At 51.8% G+C, this 16,315-nt stretch carries 16 protein-coding genes, 1 tRNA gene and 2 pseudogenes; 6 read left to right on the top strand and 13 right to left on the bottom strand.

All coding sequences use genetic code 11. The features are described from left to right. The first annotated feature begins 46 nt into the window (after positions 1-46). Complete coding sequence (locus tag ASF13_RS00765; RefSeq protein WP_056231350.1) at positions 47-469, top strand: DUF4431 domain-containing protein; 423 nt, start codon at positions 47-49, stop codon at positions 467-469. 165 nt (positions 470-634) lie between these two features. Here the strand turns inward: ASF13_RS00765 and ASF13_RS00760 are convergent, their stop codons facing one another. The 5 genes and pseudogenes from ASF13_RS00760 to ASF13_RS24725 form a co-directional block, all read right to left on the bottom strand. Continuing rightward, positions 635-1,504, bottom strand: a complete 870-nt coding sequence (locus tag ASF13_RS00760; RefSeq protein WP_056231347.1) for a DMT family transporter — start codon at positions 1,502-1,504, stop codon at positions 635-637. 481 nt (positions 1,505-1,985) lie between these two features. Next, on the bottom strand, positions 1,986-2,570 hold the full coding sequence (locus tag ASF13_RS00755) for a hypothetical protein (protein WP_056231345.1): 585 nt from the start codon (positions 2,568-2,570) through the stop codon (positions 1,986-1,988). Then, the gene (locus ASF13_RS23075; RefSeq protein ID WP_072166249.1) at positions 2,567-2,932 is read right to left on the bottom strand and encodes a tlde1 domain-containing protein; all 366 of its coding nucleotides are present in this window, start codon (positions 2,930-2,932) and stop codon (positions 2,567-2,569) included. Before ASF13_RS23075 ends, ASF13_RS00755 begins: the two co-directional genes overlap by 4 nt. A 108-nt stretch (positions 2,933-3,040) precedes the next feature. Continuing rightward, positions 3,041-3,328 (bottom strand): annotated as a pseudogene (gene tssD / locus ASF13_RS00750) (type VI secretion system tube protein TssD); the annotation flags it as partial. A gap of 61 nt (positions 3,329-3,389) precedes the next feature. Then, a pseudogene (locus ASF13_RS24725) lies at positions 3,390-3,987 on the bottom strand (Hcp family type VI secretion system effector). A 632-nt stretch (positions 3,988-4,619) separates the two neighbouring features. On the opposite strand from ASF13_RS24725, the gene symE reads away from it, so the two are divergent. The 3 genes from symE to ASF13_RS00730 all read left to right on the top strand — a co-directional run bounded on the left by symE (position 4,620) and on the right by ASF13_RS00730 (position 6,716). Beyond that, positions 4,620-4,940 carry an endoribonuclease SymE gene (gene symE, locus ASF13_RS00740; protein ID WP_056231340.1) on the top strand — a complete coding sequence of 107 codons (321 nt, stop codon included), beginning with the start codon at positions 4,620-4,622 and terminating at the stop codon, positions 4,938-4,940. A gap of 142 nt (positions 4,941-5,082) precedes the next feature. Continuing rightward, complete coding sequence (locus tag ASF13_RS00735; RefSeq protein ID WP_056231337.1) at positions 5,083-6,225, top strand: XRE family transcriptional regulator; 1,143 nt, start codon at positions 5,083-5,085, stop codon at positions 6,223-6,225. After that, positions 6,222-6,716, top strand: coding sequence for a DUF4411 family protein (locus tag ASF13_RS00730; RefSeq protein ID WP_056231335.1), 495 nt, complete (start codon positions 6,222-6,224; stop codon positions 6,714-6,716). Before ASF13_RS00735 ends, ASF13_RS00730 begins: the two co-directional genes overlap by 4 nt. Before the next feature lie 99 nt (positions 6,717-6,815). On the opposite strand, the gene ASF13_RS00725 is transcribed toward ASF13_RS00730, so the two are convergent. From ASF13_RS00725 to ASF13_RS00710, 4 genes are all read right to left on the bottom strand, one after another. Continuing rightward, positions 6,816-7,574 carry a DeoR/GlpR family DNA-binding transcription regulator gene (locus tag ASF13_RS00725; RefSeq protein ID WP_056231333.1) on the bottom strand — a complete coding sequence of 253 codons (759 nt, stop codon included), beginning with the start codon at positions 7,572-7,574 and terminating at the stop codon, positions 6,816-6,818. Further along, entirely contained in the window at positions 7,571-8,602 is a 1,032-nt protein-coding gene (locus tag ASF13_RS00720) for a D-threonate 4-phosphate dehydrogenase (protein WP_082502253.1), read from the bottom strand. The genes ASF13_RS00725 and ASF13_RS00720 overlap by 4 nt, the downstream gene beginning before the upstream one ends. Continuing rightward, positions 8,602-9,861, bottom strand: coding sequence for a four-carbon acid sugar kinase family protein (locus ASF13_RS00715; RefSeq protein ID WP_056231330.1), 1,260 nt, complete (start codon positions 9,859-9,861; stop codon positions 8,602-8,604). Before ASF13_RS00715 ends, ASF13_RS00720 begins: the two co-directional genes overlap by 1 nt. 186 nt (positions 9,862-10,047) lie before the next feature. Then, positions 10,048-10,998, bottom strand: a complete 951-nt coding sequence (locus tag ASF13_RS00710; RefSeq protein WP_056231327.1) for a 2-keto-3-deoxygluconate permease 1 — start codon at positions 10,996-10,998, stop codon at positions 10,048-10,050. A gap of 227 nt (positions 10,999-11,225) precedes the next feature. On the opposite strand from ASF13_RS00710, the gene ASF13_RS00705 reads away from it, so the two are divergent. After that, on the top strand, positions 11,226-11,711 hold the full coding sequence (locus ASF13_RS00705) for a type VI secretion system tube protein TssD (protein WP_056231324.1): 486 nt from the start codon (positions 11,226-11,228) through the stop codon (positions 11,709-11,711). Between the two features lie 27 nt (positions 11,712-11,738). Here ASF13_RS00705 and ASF13_RS00700 read toward each other — a convergent pair whose 3' ends face one another. Both ASF13_RS00700 and ASF13_RS00695 read right to left on the bottom strand, forming a co-directional pair. After that, positions 11,739-12,089, bottom strand: coding sequence for a DUF1493 family protein (locus ASF13_RS00700; RefSeq protein ID WP_056231322.1), 351 nt, complete (start codon positions 12,087-12,089; stop codon positions 11,739-11,741). A gap of 7 nt (positions 12,090-12,096) precedes the next feature. Next, on the bottom strand, positions 12,097-12,543 hold the full coding sequence (locus ASF13_RS00695) for an STM2901 family protein (protein WP_056231318.1): 447 nt from the start codon (positions 12,541-12,543) through the stop codon (positions 12,097-12,099). A 350-nt stretch (positions 12,544-12,893) separates the two neighbouring features. Here ASF13_RS00695 and ASF13_RS23070 point away from each other — a divergent pair, with 350 nt between their 5' ends. After that, positions 12,894-13,739, top strand: coding sequence for an HNH endonuclease signature motif containing protein (locus ASF13_RS23070; RefSeq protein ID WP_082502252.1), 846 nt, complete (start codon positions 12,894-12,896; stop codon positions 13,737-13,739). 177 nt (positions 13,740-13,916) lie between these two features. Here the strand turns inward: ASF13_RS23070 and ASF13_RS23065 are convergent, their stop codons facing one another. Together ASF13_RS23065 and ASF13_RS00690 are read right to left on the bottom strand one after the other, a co-directional pair. Continuing rightward, positions 13,917-15,488, bottom strand: a complete 1,572-nt coding sequence (locus ASF13_RS23065; RefSeq protein ID WP_072166247.1) for a DUF262 domain-containing protein — start codon at positions 15,486-15,488, stop codon at positions 13,917-13,919. Between the two features lie 562 nt (positions 15,489-16,050). Beyond that, positions 16,051-16,132 (bottom strand) — tRNA-Leu (locus ASF13_RS00690). Positions 16,133-16,315: the final 183 nt, after the last annotated feature.

Raw genomic sequence — 16,315 nt, 5'->3', positions numbered from 1 at the left:
CTCAGCGTTCGGTTGCCCGCGGCGGTGCCGGCGGGATAACAGTGCAATGGCGGGTATTCTCCCGGTCGCGGCGGCAAAAAGCTACCTTTGCCGCATGTTGTGCGGTTACAGCCGGATTATCACCCCCCGGCCGGACTGCTACAGCGAAGGCAGCGATATCAGCCTGACCGGCACCCTGCTGCGCATCACCTGGCCCGGCCCGCCAAACTACGAGAGCGTGGAACAGGGCGACGAACCGGAGACCTACTGGGCGCTAAAGAGCGATAAGCCGGTCTGTGCTAACGATGCACCGGACTGGGGGGATGAGAAGCTGCTGCAACTGACGGTAGATCCGGCGATGTATAAGACGCACCGTAACCTGATTGACCAGCACGTGCGCGTCAGCGGCACGCTGCTGTATGCCGAGACCGGGCACCACCATACGCCGATGATGATTGGGGTGGGGACGCTGGCGGCCGAGCCTGAGTAAAGCAGTGCCGGGCGCGGCATGTGCCCGGTTCTTATGCCCCTTAAAAAAGGCATAACAGCGTTAATGCATTATTTCAGGTGCATTCACCCGGATGCGCTGCGCAGCCAAAAAAACGCCCGGCCATCCCGGCCAGGCGTTTTCCTTATCGGCTGACGAACGTGCAACTTACCCTCGCGCCACCCGCGGCGCACGAAACACCAGCATAATACCGCCGATAATCGCCGCCATCCCGGCGATACCGGACCACGGCAGCGCGTTGCCGAGCAGCAGATAGTCGAGCAGCGCGGTGATCACCGGCACCAGGTAGAACAGGCTGGTGACGTTAACGATACTGCCGGCGTTGAGCAGCCGGTACAGCAGCAGCTGCGCCACCACCGAGATCAGCACGCCGAGGAACAGCACCGCGACGATAAACTGCCCGCTCAGGTCGGTGTGAAAGCCGCCGACGGGCGCCAGCAGCACGCAGAGCAGCAGGCTGACGGCGTACTGCAGCGGCAGCACGTCGGCGGGCGGCTGGCGGATCTGCTTCTGCATAATCGAACCGAAGGTCATCAGCAGCAGCGCCGCCAGCGCAAACAAAATGCCGGAGAGCGCGAGGTGCGAAGCGGCCAGGCTACGCCACACCAGCAGCACCAGCCCGGACAGCGCCACCAGCAGCCCGAGCAGCCGCAGCCCCTGCATCCGCCGCTCGACCAGCGCCAGCGTCAGGATCGGCTGGATGCCCATAATGGTGGCGATCAGCCCCGGCGTCACCCCGCGATCCATCGCCTCAAAGTAGCAGACCGCGTAGCCGCCAATGATCATCAGCCCGGTCAGAGCCACCTGGCGGGCGCTACCGCGCTGCGGCAGCAGGCGACGGCGCAGCAGGCCAATCGCCAGCAACGCCAGTAGCGCAATGGCAAAACGGCAGATCAGCAGCGCCATCGGCGAGGCGTGATCGAGCCCGAGGCGGGTAAAAATCGCGGCGCTGCCCCACAGCAGCACAAAGCCTGCGGTCGCACCCTGAGATGCGAGGTGGGAAGTATTAAAACGCATGAAAAACTCCGGTTACCTGGTTTTGTAGTCGTTGGCGCAGTCAGCCGGCGGCAGACAGGTGCAGGGCGTGAACTGGCCGTTAGCGTTCTGGGCGCTTACACCCCGGCAACAACAGCAACAACGCGAGGTGGCGGACAGGTAACGGAGTACAGGTGATGACGCCATGCCACAGCGACAGCCGCCGCAGGCGCGGTGCGGGCAGAAACGGGCTGTGGTCGTGGGGTTGAGAGGGTCATCACTGTTTTGTCGGTTTGATTTGATTGGGAATTAACTTAGCATGTGAATTGAGCGTAAACAACCGCTGGGGAATGCCCTGTGCGGTCATTGCACGATTCGGCATTAAGCGGTGGGGTATGCAAATTGATCAGCCCGAGCCGGGAACAGCATAATTTGCAAGCAGGAACCGTGGTGTTGATTTCAGTTCCTGCCGATGAGCCTGCTGGTTTAGTATTGAACCCTGAGATACAAGAAAAGCCCGTAATCAAGGTGTTTCTGTGGGTACAGTTAACGGGTAATAGCTTTTAAAATAATCCTTATTACCCCACTTGTACGGTTTTTTCTCATTCTCGCGTTTCATCTCAGCAATAAGTTCTCCCATAATCTCCAGGCACGATCGACCCGCCTCACCAGCCCGAGGTAACACCGCCTTTGCCCTTGAGTAATACTCTTTGACTGACTGTTTGCTGTAAATGTGCGGGTCCGGTACATACACACAAATGGAATCGGACCCAAATTTATCACGCTGCGCTGAATGCCCTTCTCTGGCGATAACATTATCCACGCCTGCCAGCGTATTAAGCGTATCAGGTGCAGAGCGGATCAGTGACGCAGCCATCGCATTCATCAGTGCATGATTCTGCGACTGGGGAAGGCTGTCGATAATGTCGGGAACCACCGCCAACCATATCGGTTGCGATGACTTTACGCCACGGATTAACTGCTTACTGTTAGCTGGGTTTTGCAAAAGCAGATATTTTTGATGTTCATCCGCTGAGGTCAAATCCTTGGGCTGTATCGCACTGGCAAACAGTGGAACTATCAGTATAAAGATTGCTAATCCTTTCATGGTACTACCACCAGCGTGGTATCAGAGGAGTTAGCGATCAATCTGCGTGTGTCAGCACCCACAACAATGCATCCTTCAGAAGCCCATCCAGGGGGGCCTTTGATGCGCTCACCATGTATTCTGAATGCCGTACGTCCAAAACTCTCTCCTGAAATTTGCGTTAAAATAATTGTAAAAGGCCCTTTAGAACTAGTTCGTCCTCCTATCCTGTAAGTCCCCTGCGGAATTGGCCCTAACCCCTTTACCTGCTGACGAGAAGGATTGTTTTTATTCGTCATCCTTCCAGAATATCCTGTCTCAACATGCCGTCCGTTATAGGAAAGCTCACCGGTGCTTTGGCTGTAAACCCACACGAGAAGGATTGTTTTTATTCGTCATCCTTCCAGAATATCCTGTCTCAACATGCCGTCCGTTATAGGAAAGCTCACCGGTGCTTTGGCTGTAAACCCACATAAATCTGTCTCCTGGTGTCAGATAGCAACGGTGTTACGCTCATTCCAGCTATCCGAATGAACGATATTGCCTTTCAGGTAATGCCACTTGATTTTTTCATACTTCAATTCAATACACTCAAGATGATTACATTTCTCACCGTAGTCACTCTTGATGTCATACATCAGTGAGGAGATGGCCTCTACTTTTACATTCTCCATAACAATGGAAAAGTAATGCTCTTCCATACCAGCATCATTTATATTGTAGAACCTTAGCTCAGCAAGCCTGAGGGTTTTCCCCGTCGTTAACGCCTGATATAAATACCGTTATAGGAAAGCTCACCGGTGCTTTGGCTGTAAACCCACATAAATCTGTCTCCTGGTGTCAGATAGCAACGGTGTTACGCTCATTCCAGCTATCCGCATGAATGATATTACCTTTCAGGTAATGCCACTTGATTTTTTCATATTTCAATTCAATACACTCAAGATGGTTACATCTTTCACCATAGTCACTCTTAATGTCATACATCAGTGAGGAGATGGCTTCTACTTTTACACTCTCCATAACTACGGAAAAGTAATGCTCTTCCATACCAGCATCATTTATATTGTAGAACCTTAGCTCAGCAAGCCTGAGGGTTTTCCCCGTCGTTAACGCCTGATATAAATATGGAAAAGTAATGCTCTTCCATACCAGCATCATTTATATTGTAGAACCTTAGCTCAGCAAGCCTGAGGGTTTTCCCCGTCGTTAACGCCTGATATAAATACGGGCTTGACGAGTCAACCTCCTTATCAACACAAAATGCTGAATGAATACGCGTTCCTGTAACTTTTCCGTTGGCATTGTCTGTCGGAATTTCAAYGCAGTGATTTAAGCATATGATTTCGATGCTRCTTTCACGATCCYGAACATCGACACTTCCTTTAATGAGGTTCCCGGCATCGTCATAGAGCCAWAGATAAACGGGTATTGCCATGATCAAATCCTGTGATGAGTTCAAAGAAGATTCTAATCTACTCAGAATGTGCGCTACGGATTTTGTCTTTACGTGGCATTGAAGAAGAGTAAATCGAAAATCAATTTTCATATGATATGAAGCAAGCAAGACAGAAAAAANCTCAGAATGTGCGCTACGGATTTTGTCTTTACGTGGCATTGAAGAAGAGTAAATCGAAAATCAATTTTCATATGATATGAAGCAAGCAAGACAGAAAAAAAGCAAAAACAGACTTGAGTCATGAGAGAAAGCAGAATCTTACTGAGCGGCTTAAATGCAGTGGTTGTAAATTAAATCGCCATGCTCATTACCGATTATACACGGCCAGACATTGCCGATTATCTGATACTCCGCTGAACGTCTTCAAGCCTGGTATACCAGCCCTGCCGTGCAGGTTGGTTGATAAGCTGGCACCCTAAAAACCGCCCTTGCACCCCGGAATGTAACTATTGCATTTTTATTCGAGCCACACTGCACATATTGAATTTAAATTAAATTAATCAGGATTTAGCAAGGCATGAAGAATATAATTACCGGGTACTCAGACGCGGGGCGAATGTGTGTCACCACATTCGCCCCGCTAACCACAAAAACTATACGAGGTAGTGATCATGGCTAAGCAGGAGTGTAATGCAGCAGAAGACAGATCAGAAGTTGCCGTTTCATCGATTCGGCATTTAACGGTGGGATATGCGAGCACGCTTCCGGATTATCAGCACGTTGCGGCGCTGAACATGAAGGGCAAGTGGCTGGAGGCGGCAGGTTTTACCACCGGTACCGAAGTGGATGTGCGGGTGATGGCCGGTTGCCTGGTGATCACCGCGCGGGAACCGGAGCCCCAGCTGATGAAATCGCTGCGTAAGGTATGCAAATTTTCCGGGCGTAAACAGCAGCAGGTAGAGGCGTTTATAGGTGCGATGGCAGGTAAGTAACTGGCAGCCACCGTTCAACCGCACTACCCCCGAAAACAGCCGTGTAAACCGGCATATCTGCCGATTAATTGTTCAGCTATTGAATGCTAAGCAGGCAGCCCACATACTATCAGCCACACTAAACTGAACGGGATGACACGGCGTGAGCAAGGCAAATATCAATCCGGCAATGCTGACCTGGGCGCGCGAGCGTTCAGGTATTGCCGTGGAACGATTTGCCCGGCTGTGCGGCGTTGATGAGCAGCGGCTGAGAGAGTGGGAAGCCGGAAACCACAGTATCACCTTCAACCAGGCGATGACCTTTGCGCACAAGGCCCATATCCCGTTTGGTTATCTGTTCCTGGCCCTGCCGCCGGTTGAACAACTGCCGGTGCCGGACCTGCGCACGGTGCAGGGCAAAGCCGTTAGCCGCCCCAGCGCCGAGCTGTTGGATCTGCTGAAAATTATGCTGCAGCGGCAGGAGTGGTACAGAGAGTATCTGCAGCAGCAGATGATACCACCGGGCCGGCTTTCCGGCCGCTTTTCACGCTACGATGCGGCAGACGCTATCGTCCGGGATATGCGTCAGACGCTGAACGTTGACCCCCATCCCTCCCGCGGAAGCTGGGAAGAGTATTATCGCGAGCTGGTGAATAAAATTGAGCAGGCGGGCGTGCTGGTAATGCGCTCCGCCAGCCTCGGCCACCACAGCCGCCCCTTCAACGTGGAAGAGTTCCGGGGTTTTGCCATCGCCGATGACTATGCGCCGATTATTTTCGTGAATTATGCCGACGCCCCCGGCGCGCGGTTATTTACCTTAATCCATGAGCTTTGCCATATCTGGATTGGACTGTCTGGCGTCTCCGATGGTGGTGTTACAGCTCACCTGCAACAGGAAGCCCTGTGTAACCACGTAGCGGCAGAGTTCCTGGTGCCCGCAGCCGAGTTTATGACCCACTGGCGAACGGACTATCCCGACTGGCAGAGCAACCTCGCTCCGCTGGAGAGCCATTTCCATGTCAGCCGCTGGGTACTGGCCCGGCGGGCGTTAACGCTCGGCCTGATCGACAAAACGGCTCACGATGACTATATCCGCTCATTACAGGCGGCTTATGCCGCCCGGGAAAAAGAGCCCGGTGGCCCGAACTATTACCGGACCAAAAAAGCGCAGATTAGCCCTTCTTTCTCCCGGGCGGTGGTGAGCCAGGCGTTGAGCGGGCAGCTGCTGTTACGTGAAGCGAGCGATCTGCTCGATGGGATTAAACCTGGAAAGATTGCCCGATTTGCCGGAGAACTGGGACTATGAAATATCTTCTGGATGCCAATACTTACATTGAGGCCAAAAACTTCTATTACGGCATGGATATTTGCCCGGCCTACTGGCAGTGGCTCGACTGGCAATTTGAGCTGGGCACGGTGGCAAGCGTAGATATGATTGGCAGAGAGTTGAGAGACGGTGACGACGAGCTGGCGCAGTGGGCCAGACAGCGCCCGGCGCACTTTGTTGCTAATGATGACGAAGCAACACAGCAGATATTTCAGCAGATCCTGTCTGATGTTATGGCTGGCGATTACAACGTACGTGAGCGTGATAATTTTCTGGCAAAAGCCGATCCGTGGATCATTGCGAAAAGTAAAGCCATTGGCGCGACACTCATCACCCATGAGTCGCTGCTGCCTGTCACATCCCGCAAAATCCGCATCCCCAATATCTGCCAAAATATCGAGGTTCCGTGGATGAACACTTTCCAGTTTTTACGGCAGTTAAATGCACGCTTTGTGCTGGAAGCCCGCTAATCAAGAAGTGGAATTGGACAATCTTCAGTGGTTCTGGCCGGGTATAAACCTCGCTCGAAAAAATGAAACTATCAACGTTAGCAGGTTGAAGATAACGGGTTACTCCAGAATTAGTCTCATCCCTGACACCCTCAGTTGCTCTGCATACTCCTCCCCCAGCCCCGTATCACTGACAATATGCGTAAACGCTGCCAGCGGCACCACGCCGAACAGCGCGTGCTGGCCGTACTTGCTGCTGTCGGCGATCAGCACCTTCTTTCCGGCGTTAGCCATCGCCGCCTGCTTTATCGCCGCTTTCTCCTCCGTTGGCGCGGTCACGCCCTGCGCCAGGCTCCACGCGTTGCAGCTTATAAAGGCCACGTCCGGGTGGATGCCGCGCAGCAGGCTGCGGCCGGGATCGCCGATGCAGGACTGGCTGCTGTTATCAATACGCCCGCCGATCACCGTCACGTCGATCTGGCGGAACGCCGATAAGAACAGCGCGACGGGCAGATCGCCGGTAAACACCCGCAGCGGCAGATGCACCAGGCAGCGCGCCAGCTCCAGCGCGGTGGTGCCGGCGTCCAGCACTACCGCATCGCCCGGCTGCACCAGCGCGGCGGCGGCGCGGGCGATGGCCTGCTTCTGCTTAAGATTGCGCTGCTGCTTCTCCGGCGTGGTCGGCTGCAGCGGCACAAACTGCTTCAGCGCCACGCCGCCGTGGCTGCGAACGATCGCGCCGCGATCGTCCAGCTTGATCAGATCGCGACGGATCGTCGCCGGGGAGGCGCGGGTGGCCGCTACCAGCTGATCAACGGTGACCAGGTTGTGGCTTTTCAGCACCGCCATAATCTGCTCAATACGCTGCTGCGTGCTCATGCCGGCCTGCCTGCCATGCTTTCCTGATCCGTACCCGCGCCCGGCTGATTCTCCCCCACCAGCCGCAGCGCCAGCTTAATCGCCGCCACCATGCTGGCCGGATTCGCCTTGCCCTGCCAGGCAATATCAAACGCCGTACCGTGATCGACGGAGGTGCGGATAAACGGCAGCCCGGCGGTAATATTCACTCCGTCGTAGAAGCCCAGCAGCTTCAGCGGGATATGCCCCTGATCGTGATACATCGCCACCACCATATCGTACTGGCCCTCACTCGCCTGCAGGAACACCGTATCCGGCGGGCACGGGCCGGTCACCTGCCAGCCCTGCGCCCGCGCGGCGGCGATGGCCGGCGCAACGATGGCGATCTCCTCATCGCCAAACAGCCCGTTCTCCCCGGCGTGGGGGTTGACCCCGGCCACGGCGATACGGGGTGCCGCATAGCCCACCAGCTGCAAAAACCGCCCGGCGAGTGCAATTACCGAGGTAATCCGCGCTGCGCTGAGCGTATCTAAAAACTGCCGCAGCGCGATATGGGTGGAGACATGGATAACCTTCAGCCGGTCGGTATACAACAGCATCGCGACATCGCGGCTGCCGGTCAGCTCTGCCAGCAGCTCGGTGTGGCCGGGATAAGGGTGCCCGGCCAGATGCAGCGCTGCTTTGTTCAGCGGGGCGGTGGCGATGGCCTGCACCTGTCCCGCCATCGCCAGTTCGGCCGCCCGCTTCACGCAGCGGTAAGCCAGATCCCCAGCCTGCGACTGTACCCGGCCCGGCCGCAGTGCGCCGGGATCGGCCAGCGGCTCGTCCAGCACGTGGACAACACCTGGCATAAAGCGTGCCTGGGCAACCTGTGAGATGGCCCGCAGTTCGACCGCCGGAGCCAGCCCCGCCGCATATACCCGTTGCAGGGTTGCCAGGCACCCGACCACCAGCACCGGTGCGCCGCTCAGCTCACCGCCCAGCGCGTTGAGAATGATTTCCGGGCCGATGCCGGCCGCATCGCCCATCGTTACCGCAATTGTGTTCATCAGTACCTCTCCTCAATAAAGGTCAGCGCGTCGCACAGCGCACTCTCTGCGCCAAAACCGCCCGCTTTGGTGATCACCGGGATATCGTCGATTTCACTGCCCGTCAGCGTGCCGAAGGGAATACAGGCGGCAACCTCACCGGCAATCCGGTAGCCCTGCGCCCCCAGCGCGACGGCCACCGCGGCGGCGGTATCGCCCCCGGTGAGGATCAGCCCGCCGATGCGGGTCAGCCCGGTCACCCTATGCGCCAGCCTGCCGAGCTGCTGGCTAATCTGCCCGGCCACCTGGCGACGGGTCAGCAGATGCTGCTGGCAGTAGCGGCTGACCGTCGTGCGCTCCCGCGCCTGCTGGCGGGTGCAGAGAATGCAGTGCCGCCCGTGGGCCAGGTGACGCGCCACCTGCTCCGCCAGCTGTTGCAGTTCGCTACCGGAGGCGCTGCCGAGCAGCACGGCCATCGCCACTTCAACCACCTCAGCGTGACCGCGTTGCCTGGCCGCCTCCACCTGACGGCGGGTGACCTCATTCATCGATCCGGCCACCACCAGCACCGGCAGGGCGTGATGACGATAGGCCGCCACCGGCAGCGCGTGCGCCAGCCCGGCCGCCCCGACCAGCAGCGGCACCTGCGGCATCGCCAGCGCCGCGCGGGCAATCTGCTGCAGATCGTCGTCCGTTACCGCATCCACCACCACCATCGCGCGGCCACCCGTGCAGAGCCGGGCTAACGCACTCCCCAGCTGGTGATACCTGACCTGATGCAGGCCAATCTCATACACCGGCAGACGGCTCTGCGCGGCGATCAGCGTGCGGATGCGGGAAGAGGCCAGCGGCGTAACCGCATCGCGGGCAAACGCCGTCTCCAGCAGCGGCACCTGATGCACCCGGCACTCGCCCTGCTCGGTGGTGCGCCCGGCGGCGGGGATGGCCGCCGCGATCACCGCCAGCCGCTTGCCCGCCGCAAGCATCGCAGCTTCCACCTCGGCCCCGACGTTGCCACGAAAGGTCGAATCAATTTTTTTAAACACCAGCGGCGGATCCTGACCGGGCGTGCACCACGGATGCAGCACCTGAGCTACGGTGCGTGCCGCCGCCGCCGCCGCGCTGGCACGACTTTCGGTATTGACCACCAGCACATCGCTGCACGGTGACGGTTTCTGCTGCGGGGTGAGCAGCACCTCGGTACGTACGCCGTTTTTTGCCAGCTGCGCGCCGGTATCGCAGGCACCGGTAAAATCATCGGCTATCACAATCAGCTTCATGTGGCCTCCTTCAGCGGATGGCGTGCGCTGCCTGTTTCTCTCCACGGGGCCAGTAACGGTGTAAGGTTCGCATTGGTGATTTCCCTTAGCTCCATATTGCCTCCTTTAATTGGCTGTGCGCGCTGCCTGTTTCTCTCCACGAGGTTAGTAAAGGCATCAGGTTCGCAGTGGTGATTTCCCTCAGCTTCATACTGCCTCCTTCAACGCCCTGCGTGCGTTGCGCTTTGCCACCCACGAAGTCAGCAGCGGCGTCAGAATGGCGGTGGTAATCACCGAGGCGGCAATCAGCGGTGCGGCCGCCGCTGCCACCTGCGCCAGCGACGGGTCGGCCTGCGCGATCGCCAACGGCGTGGCAACAGCATTACCGGCGGTGCTGGACGCCGCCGCTCCGGCCACCCCGGAGCCACCCACCAGACGATCGGCTGCCATATTAAACAGGCCACCAACCAGCGTGGTCAGCACGCCGAGTACAATACCGGCCAGCCCGCCCTGCAGCAGCATCTCCAGGTTGATGCCCGCCCCCAGCGCAAAGGCAAACAGCGGGATCAGCACCGGCCCACCACGGGTTAAAAACTCGCGCATCTGCGGGTCAAGATTGCCGAGCAGCATCCCCAGCGCTAACGGCACCAGCACCGCCACCAGCGACATCAGCGGAATGCTCGCCATCCCGGCCGCGCCCAGCGCGATCATGGTAAAAAACGGCCCGTCGTTCAGCGACAGAATCGAAATCGCCCCCACGTCCCGCTGGTTGCCGAACTCGCCGACCAGCGCGGCATACAGCCCGCCGTTGGAGTTGCTCATCGCCGCGATAATCGCCAGCCCGCTAAGGCCAAACAGCCCTTCTGTTCCGAACGCGCGGTCAACGGCCAGCCCGAGCACAACGGCGACCAGCAGCTTGGTCAGGGTGATGGTGCTGCCTGCCAGCAAGGCTTTGGGGGCGGTTCTGAGGGTGATGCCGGCACCCATGCACAGCAGGAAAGCGGCGATCAGGGGGGCGGCACCGTTTTTGAAGAGAGCGGTGGTGAAGCCGCCGATCTCGAGTGCCTGGGGGTGGAAAGTATTAAGGAGTGCGCCGAGGGCTAAGGGGACAACCATCATGCCGCCGGGGATGGATTCTATTCGTTGCTTAAGGTTCATAGGGGGTGGAGTCCTTTCTGGGTGATTGGGATTGATCAGGGTGACTGTAAATAATCAGGTCGCGGGGAGATTTGAAGGGGGTCACAGGGTGGGGAGTTTGGATGAAGTGCTATCGTGAGAGCAGAAGACAATAAATTCCATTTTTATCATTGAATTACTATATATATTCGATAGTGAAATGAGATAGCGTCCTGGTTTAGCTTTGCAACACTACAAGGAGTTCTGCAATGGCAATCCCCTCTTATCTGTGGTTAAAAGACGATGGCGGCGCTGATATAAAAGGTTCCGTCGATGTCAGAGACCGCGAAGGCAGTATCGAAATACTCTCATTCACTCACGGGCTTCACCTTCCCACGGACGGTAATACGGGCAAGATTACCGGCACAAGGATTCATGCTCCGCTTTGCTTCGAAAAAGAGTTCGACAGTTCATCGCCCTACTTCTATAAAGCCGTTGCTCAGGGGCAAACGCTAAAGTCAGGAGAGTTCCGATGGTATCAGATTAATCATGCCGGACAAGAAGCTGAATACTTTAATATATTACTTGAAAACATCAGGGTCGTAGCCGTAACGCCAGTGATGTACAACATCAAGACCTGTGAAAAATGCAATCATATGGAGCGTATCGAAATGCGTTATGAAAGAATCACATGGAAGTACTGCGATGGCAACATCCTGTTCTCTGATGCATGGAATGAACGGGTAACAGCTTAGCGTTACAGGGCTGTTTCGGCAGCCCTGTCAGTCATAGAGCCAGTAACCTGCTTCGGCAGACAACATCAGCATCTCTACGGTTAATAGTTTTGGTTCGATATACTTTTTCCTGCCTAAAAAAGGCAATGGACGGAACACTTCGTCATTTGGCCAATATTTTATAAAGGCGAAGTCTTTTTGCTCTACACTGAATTTCTCAAAGTATTCAACTAACAGGTCTTCCGCATCCTCCCAGGCTAGCTGGTACTTTCCCGAGGAAAGGCTGGTGTCTTTAGATATTTTAACTTTTTTAAAAAAAGGAAATACAGGAACATCCCAGTAATCCTGATACCAGCTTAAAACTTTCTGTGCTATAGACTCATCTTTTCCTTTATCCATTTCAAACCTACCAAATACGATCTGCTGGATTTGCTATCATATTGTATTTATTGACGGATTTATAGCTGATCATCGCTACGTCACTGGCCAGGATCACCCAACCGATAACGGGTATAGTTCTTCCTACAAACGTACCTAATTTTCTGGTCATAATGAGTTTAGCTTTCGGTGGTAACCCTACCCAGGTAGGTAGCTTGAAAGGTAACATCCTTCCCCTCAGCAATCGTCTTGAGTAGGTTGATGCTACAGATGTCCCGGGCGTCGCCCCGGCTAATTTACCTGCAACGGTGAGGTTGTTGCTGCCAAGGTACATCGCCAGGACTCCGGCGATCTCTTTAACCCCAAAGTGATCGGCCGTTTCATCAACCATGATCCAAAAAAATAGCTCACCTGCAGTTAGATTAGAGGTTCCGTCGTAAAAGTAGGTGCCGTTTAGCTGCTCGACTGTATCCATAGTCTGGAGTCCTGTCCATTGGTTGAACCAAGGATGATAAGGTTTAATTATCAAGAAATTTATACATAAAAAGGCACTTACCTCAAAAAGACTAGTTGTGCGAGCATTGAAGTAAAAACTGCAGATTCGTTCGCCATAAATTTTGTGTGGATGTAACAAATCTCATTACTGCGACAGCAAATACATCGTTTGAAATTAAGGACTCTAAGCGAGAACTCACGTTGCTATGATAAGTAAAAAGATAGTTGCACAAGCATAAATGCAATAGGGAAGTTAATTTTGAAAAGAATTAACTGATGCTATATCATGCATAAGACAAGTAAGACTTATCTTAATTAGGGAAAGTTATAATGAGCTTTATGTACGTGATCGGATTTGATGGCAATCAACTTAATTCAAAGTGCATAATCGCAGAACTTGATGGACTCAATGGCTTGATTCTTGAGTCATGGGGGCAAAAAAACAACCCACATTACAATGAAGCCTTGAAAGTCATCATTCACAGAATCAAGTCAATCGGAATACAAAAAATCAATGTTTTCCTTGCATCAAAACCTGTTATGAAAAATTTCCCTGACAGTAATTCTCGAAAGTTATATAACTCGAAAGATGGCTTCTTTCATTTAGAAGGCCAACAAGCAGAAAATCTCCGACTTGATCTTTGCAGAAAACAAAAATTTTTTAGTAGCACTGAAATAAAAACTCAAGCACGAGGAAATGGCAGTAAAAGAATTTTTCTTCATACAGATGAAATAAAATCATCTAATGAATGGAGAAAAATAGCCCTTGGAGATTTAAGTCTTAATTTTGGCTCTACCACTGATGTTGATGAACTTTCCAAGCGAGTCGGAAATATTTTCGAAATGGAATTACTAAAACCTGAAGGAGTATCTAACCCACATAAACTTACAACTCAAGCGATAGTCTACTCCAGGTCACCTGATGTAGTAGCATATATCATTAAACTCAGCGATGGAAATTGTGAAGCATGTGAGAAACCGGCACCATTTAAAAATAAGTATGGTGTGCCATACCTTGAGGTGCATCATGTTATACCACTATCAAAAGGAGGTGCGGATACTCCTGAAAATTGTGTAGCCTTGTGCCCTAACTGCCACAGAGCGATACATTTTTCAGAAAACAATAAAAAAATAACAGCAAGCCTTTATCAAAAAACTTCAAGATTATCTCGTTAGAATAAAAAATCGAGCGTTTTTCTAGAAACCATCTGATATTAAAGGTTTTTTATCCATGAACTGACACTTTAGCTCTTCCCTGATTGAGCTCTTCCCTTTGTTCAATCGCATTTTTCTTCACGGAAATTTAGCTCCATAAGAGATTTAAAAGGAGCGCATAAAAGCGCTCTAATCTCTTCATGACTTCACAGATTGATTACAATATGGATGAGTAAGTTGAACATTTTCAGCACTACCATTTCCACCTTCTCTAACTCTTACAATATGATCATATGATACTGATTTTTCGGTATCAAGGTACCCATTGCATATAGGACACTTAATAGCATATTGTAAAGCAGCATCAATAAAAACTTTACTTTTTTGCTCGTCATTTATTTTAAAAGATGTTCTTTTGAAGTCTCCTAAAATTATTCTCCCCTCCAATTCAGCAAGCTCAACCAACTTACCTTCATTGATGTCAACCCCATTTTTTAGAGCAACAATCAGACAATTTAGAAAATCTGCGTATTTTGGAACTCGATAATTGCTCCCAGCTTTCTGAATTATGATTGCAATTAGATCTTTATATTCGATCATTGTCTTTTCAAGCTTTTCTCTAACAACTGTTATATCTTTGAAAAATTGCGAGTTATTATTTGAAAGATGCTTAGCTACAAGCTGTGCTGTACCCAAAAACATTGGTGTTGAATGTATCCCCGTTGGTCCATAAAAATAAATTGCGGGATGCAATCCCAAACTGCCATCACCATTCCCTGTCACTCTGTTGATGAGATATGTTGCCTTCGTTAATAAACGTAAAGAATCTTGACCATGAACATCATCTGGATAATCTTCAATACGTTTGAGAACGCCATTCTGCGTACAGTCAGTAATAATAAGGAAGTCTTTCAAAACTTGGATTGCGGTCCTTACACCGCGAGATCCTCCTAATGGAAGATCTAATGTTTTGATCGGTTTTTCCACTTCAGGTTCAAATAACATTCTATGGAGCTTTGCAGAATTCTCTTCAAGCTTTTGAGTGATTTCTTCATCAAAGTCTGACCAATAGCGATGCCCTCTACCAGCTCTGATAATAGCCCTTGTTGTGATAGGAACACTTTTTTTTCGGTTCTTCAAAAGCATTTCTTCTATAGGATCTAAAGGCGTCCCTTTCATATTTATATTAAAAAATGAAGTTTCGGCCTTATCTACATCACCCACTACCCACTGAACAGAAATGCCACGAGAAGTTAGTACAGCAATTCTCCGCTCTTGCTCGTCAGTCAAAGACGAGTTATCAACAAGCAATTTTTGATAGTAATCCCAACTTCCGACTCGATCTTTAACTAATTTCCGAGTTCTCTCGGCAGCCTTTCGCTGTTCGCGAGGAATATCATGGCCAAATAATTGATGAGAGATATGACCATCTCCATAATCGTCTTCAACCCATGCTCTAAGAGCACTTAATCTGTGGCCGCCATCTATAACAAATAAACTCGTAGCCGAACGCCAGAGAATAACTGAAGGTATTAGGTCTCCATTAATATAGCATTCAAGTAAAGAGACAACTTGTTCAGGACTCCAGTGATTGGTTTCTCTTTGAAAGTCAGGTTTTTTCAATAACGCCGCTATTCCGTTACCACTTTTTAATTCTCTTGCAGGTATACTGGCAAAGGTTTCATATGAGCTTTTATTAACATCTTTCAAAGCCAGATCAGCACGTTTTATTAATGCATCTAAATTTACAAGGTTAGAGCGGGCACCCATGATTTTTTCCTTATTGCATGGTTTTGCTCATTATAACGCCATTTTAGGTGATCTCAATACAGCTTCGACAAGCTACGCTTATGTTTTGTATGAATATGCTTAATATTTGCCAATAGAAGCCATAAAGCTCCGTTGGTGGTCCGAACAACAAGCGGTGCGTAGTGAGTTCATCGAATTTCCAGAGTGATTCCAACTTATTAGGATAACCGTGTACCCTTGCGGTAGCGTGGCTGAATCGCTGGCAGAACCTGCATATCATGTGTGGGTACGTTACCACCATAAACCTGTTTTGGGGCTGTACTACGCCATACATCGGGCTTAAATGCGTGCGATTAAGCTGTTTTGGAATGGTTCAGAGACGTGGGCTGCGTCATAGCTTTCAAGTTAAAACTATACGTATTTGAAGCTTGGAACTACACGCCGCTATGAGATAGTATTCCCTGATCTGCCACTACTAACTACAGCGGCAATTTCTGGTGAGAATTTAGATCATTTCTTACATGCGAAAGAAATTGAATTTTTTTCTCTAACTCATTGAAAAATAAGAAAATTAGGTAATGAATGCCGAAGGCCGGAATCGAACCGGCACGTATCTCTACGGTTGATTTTGAATCAACTGCGTCTACCGATTTCGCCACTTCGGCACTGAAGGGTATGCGGAAAACGTTGTGGATTATACCGTTACCCCCTGCATACGCAACCGGATTCCGCATCCTTTGCGCTGAGTGTCCAAAAAACGTGCATTACTGAACCAGGCTCCGCTGATAGCTCCTATCGTGCCTTGGCTCCAATCCTCCTCTTGATGCATCCCCGACGTTGCTCCAGCC

The organism is Erwinia sp. Leaf53, from assembly GCF_001422605.1.
GTDB lineage: Bacteria > Pseudomonadota > Gammaproteobacteria > Enterobacterales > Enterobacteriaceae > Erwinia.
The sequence above is the reverse complement of the archived record's forward strand: the minus strand, read 5'-3'. Positions and strand labels throughout refer to the sequence as shown.

What these genes read in the sequence shown, in the direction of transcription:
- ASF13_RS00765 (WP_056231350.1), top strand. Translation starts at nt 47, where the DNA reads ATGGCGGGTATTCTCCCGGTCGCGGCGGCAAAAAGCTACCTTTGCCGC.
- ASF13_RS00760 (WP_056231347.1), bottom strand. Translation starts at nt 1,504, where the DNA reads ATGCGTTTTAATACTTCCCACCTCGCATCTCAGGGTGCGACCGCAGGC.
- ASF13_RS00755 (WP_056231345.1), bottom strand. Translation starts at nt 2,570, where the DNA reads ATGAAAGGATTAGCAATCTTTATACTGATAGTTCCACTGTTTGCCAGT.
- symE (WP_056231340.1), top strand. Translation starts at nt 4,620, where the DNA reads ATGGCTAAGCAGGAGTGTAATGCAGCAGAAGACAGATCAGAAGTTGCC.
- ASF13_RS00730 (WP_056231335.1), top strand. Translation starts at nt 6,222, where the DNA reads ATGAAATATCTTCTGGATGCCAATACTTACATTGAGGCCAAAAACTTC.
- ASF13_RS00725 (WP_056231333.1), bottom strand. Translation starts at nt 7,574, where the DNA reads ATGAGCACGCAGCAGCGTATTGAGCAGATTATGGCGGTGCTGAAAAGC.
- ASF13_RS00720 (WP_082502253.1), bottom strand. Translation starts at nt 8,602, where the DNA reads ATGAACACAATTGCGGTAACGATGGGCGATGCGGCCGGCATCGGCCCG.
- ASF13_RS00715 (WP_056231330.1), bottom strand. Translation starts at nt 9,861, where the DNA reads ATGAAGCTGATTGTGATAGCCGATGATTTTACCGGTGCCTGCGATACC.
- ASF13_RS00710 (WP_056231327.1), bottom strand. Translation starts at nt 10,998, where the DNA reads ATGAACCTTAAGCAACGAATAGAATCCATCCCCGGCGGCATGATGGTT.
- ASF13_RS00705 (WP_056231324.1), top strand. Translation starts at nt 11,226, where the DNA reads ATGGCAATCCCCTCTTATCTGTGGTTAAAAGACGATGGCGGCGCTGAT.
- ASF13_RS00700 (WP_056231322.1), bottom strand. Translation starts at nt 12,089, where the DNA reads ATGGATAAAGGAAAAGATGAGTCTATAGCACAGAAAGTTTTAAGCTGG.
- ASF13_RS00695 (WP_056231318.1), bottom strand. Translation starts at nt 12,543, where the DNA reads ATGGATACAGTCGAGCAGCTAAACGGCACCTACTTTTACGACGGAACC.
- ASF13_RS23070 (WP_082502252.1), top strand. Translation starts at nt 12,894, where the DNA reads ATGAGCTTTATGTACGTGATCGGATTTGATGGCAATCAACTTAATTCA.
- ASF13_RS23065 (WP_072166247.1), bottom strand. Translation starts at nt 15,488, where the DNA reads ATGGGTGCCCGCTCTAACCTTGTAAATTTAGATGCATTAATAAAACGT.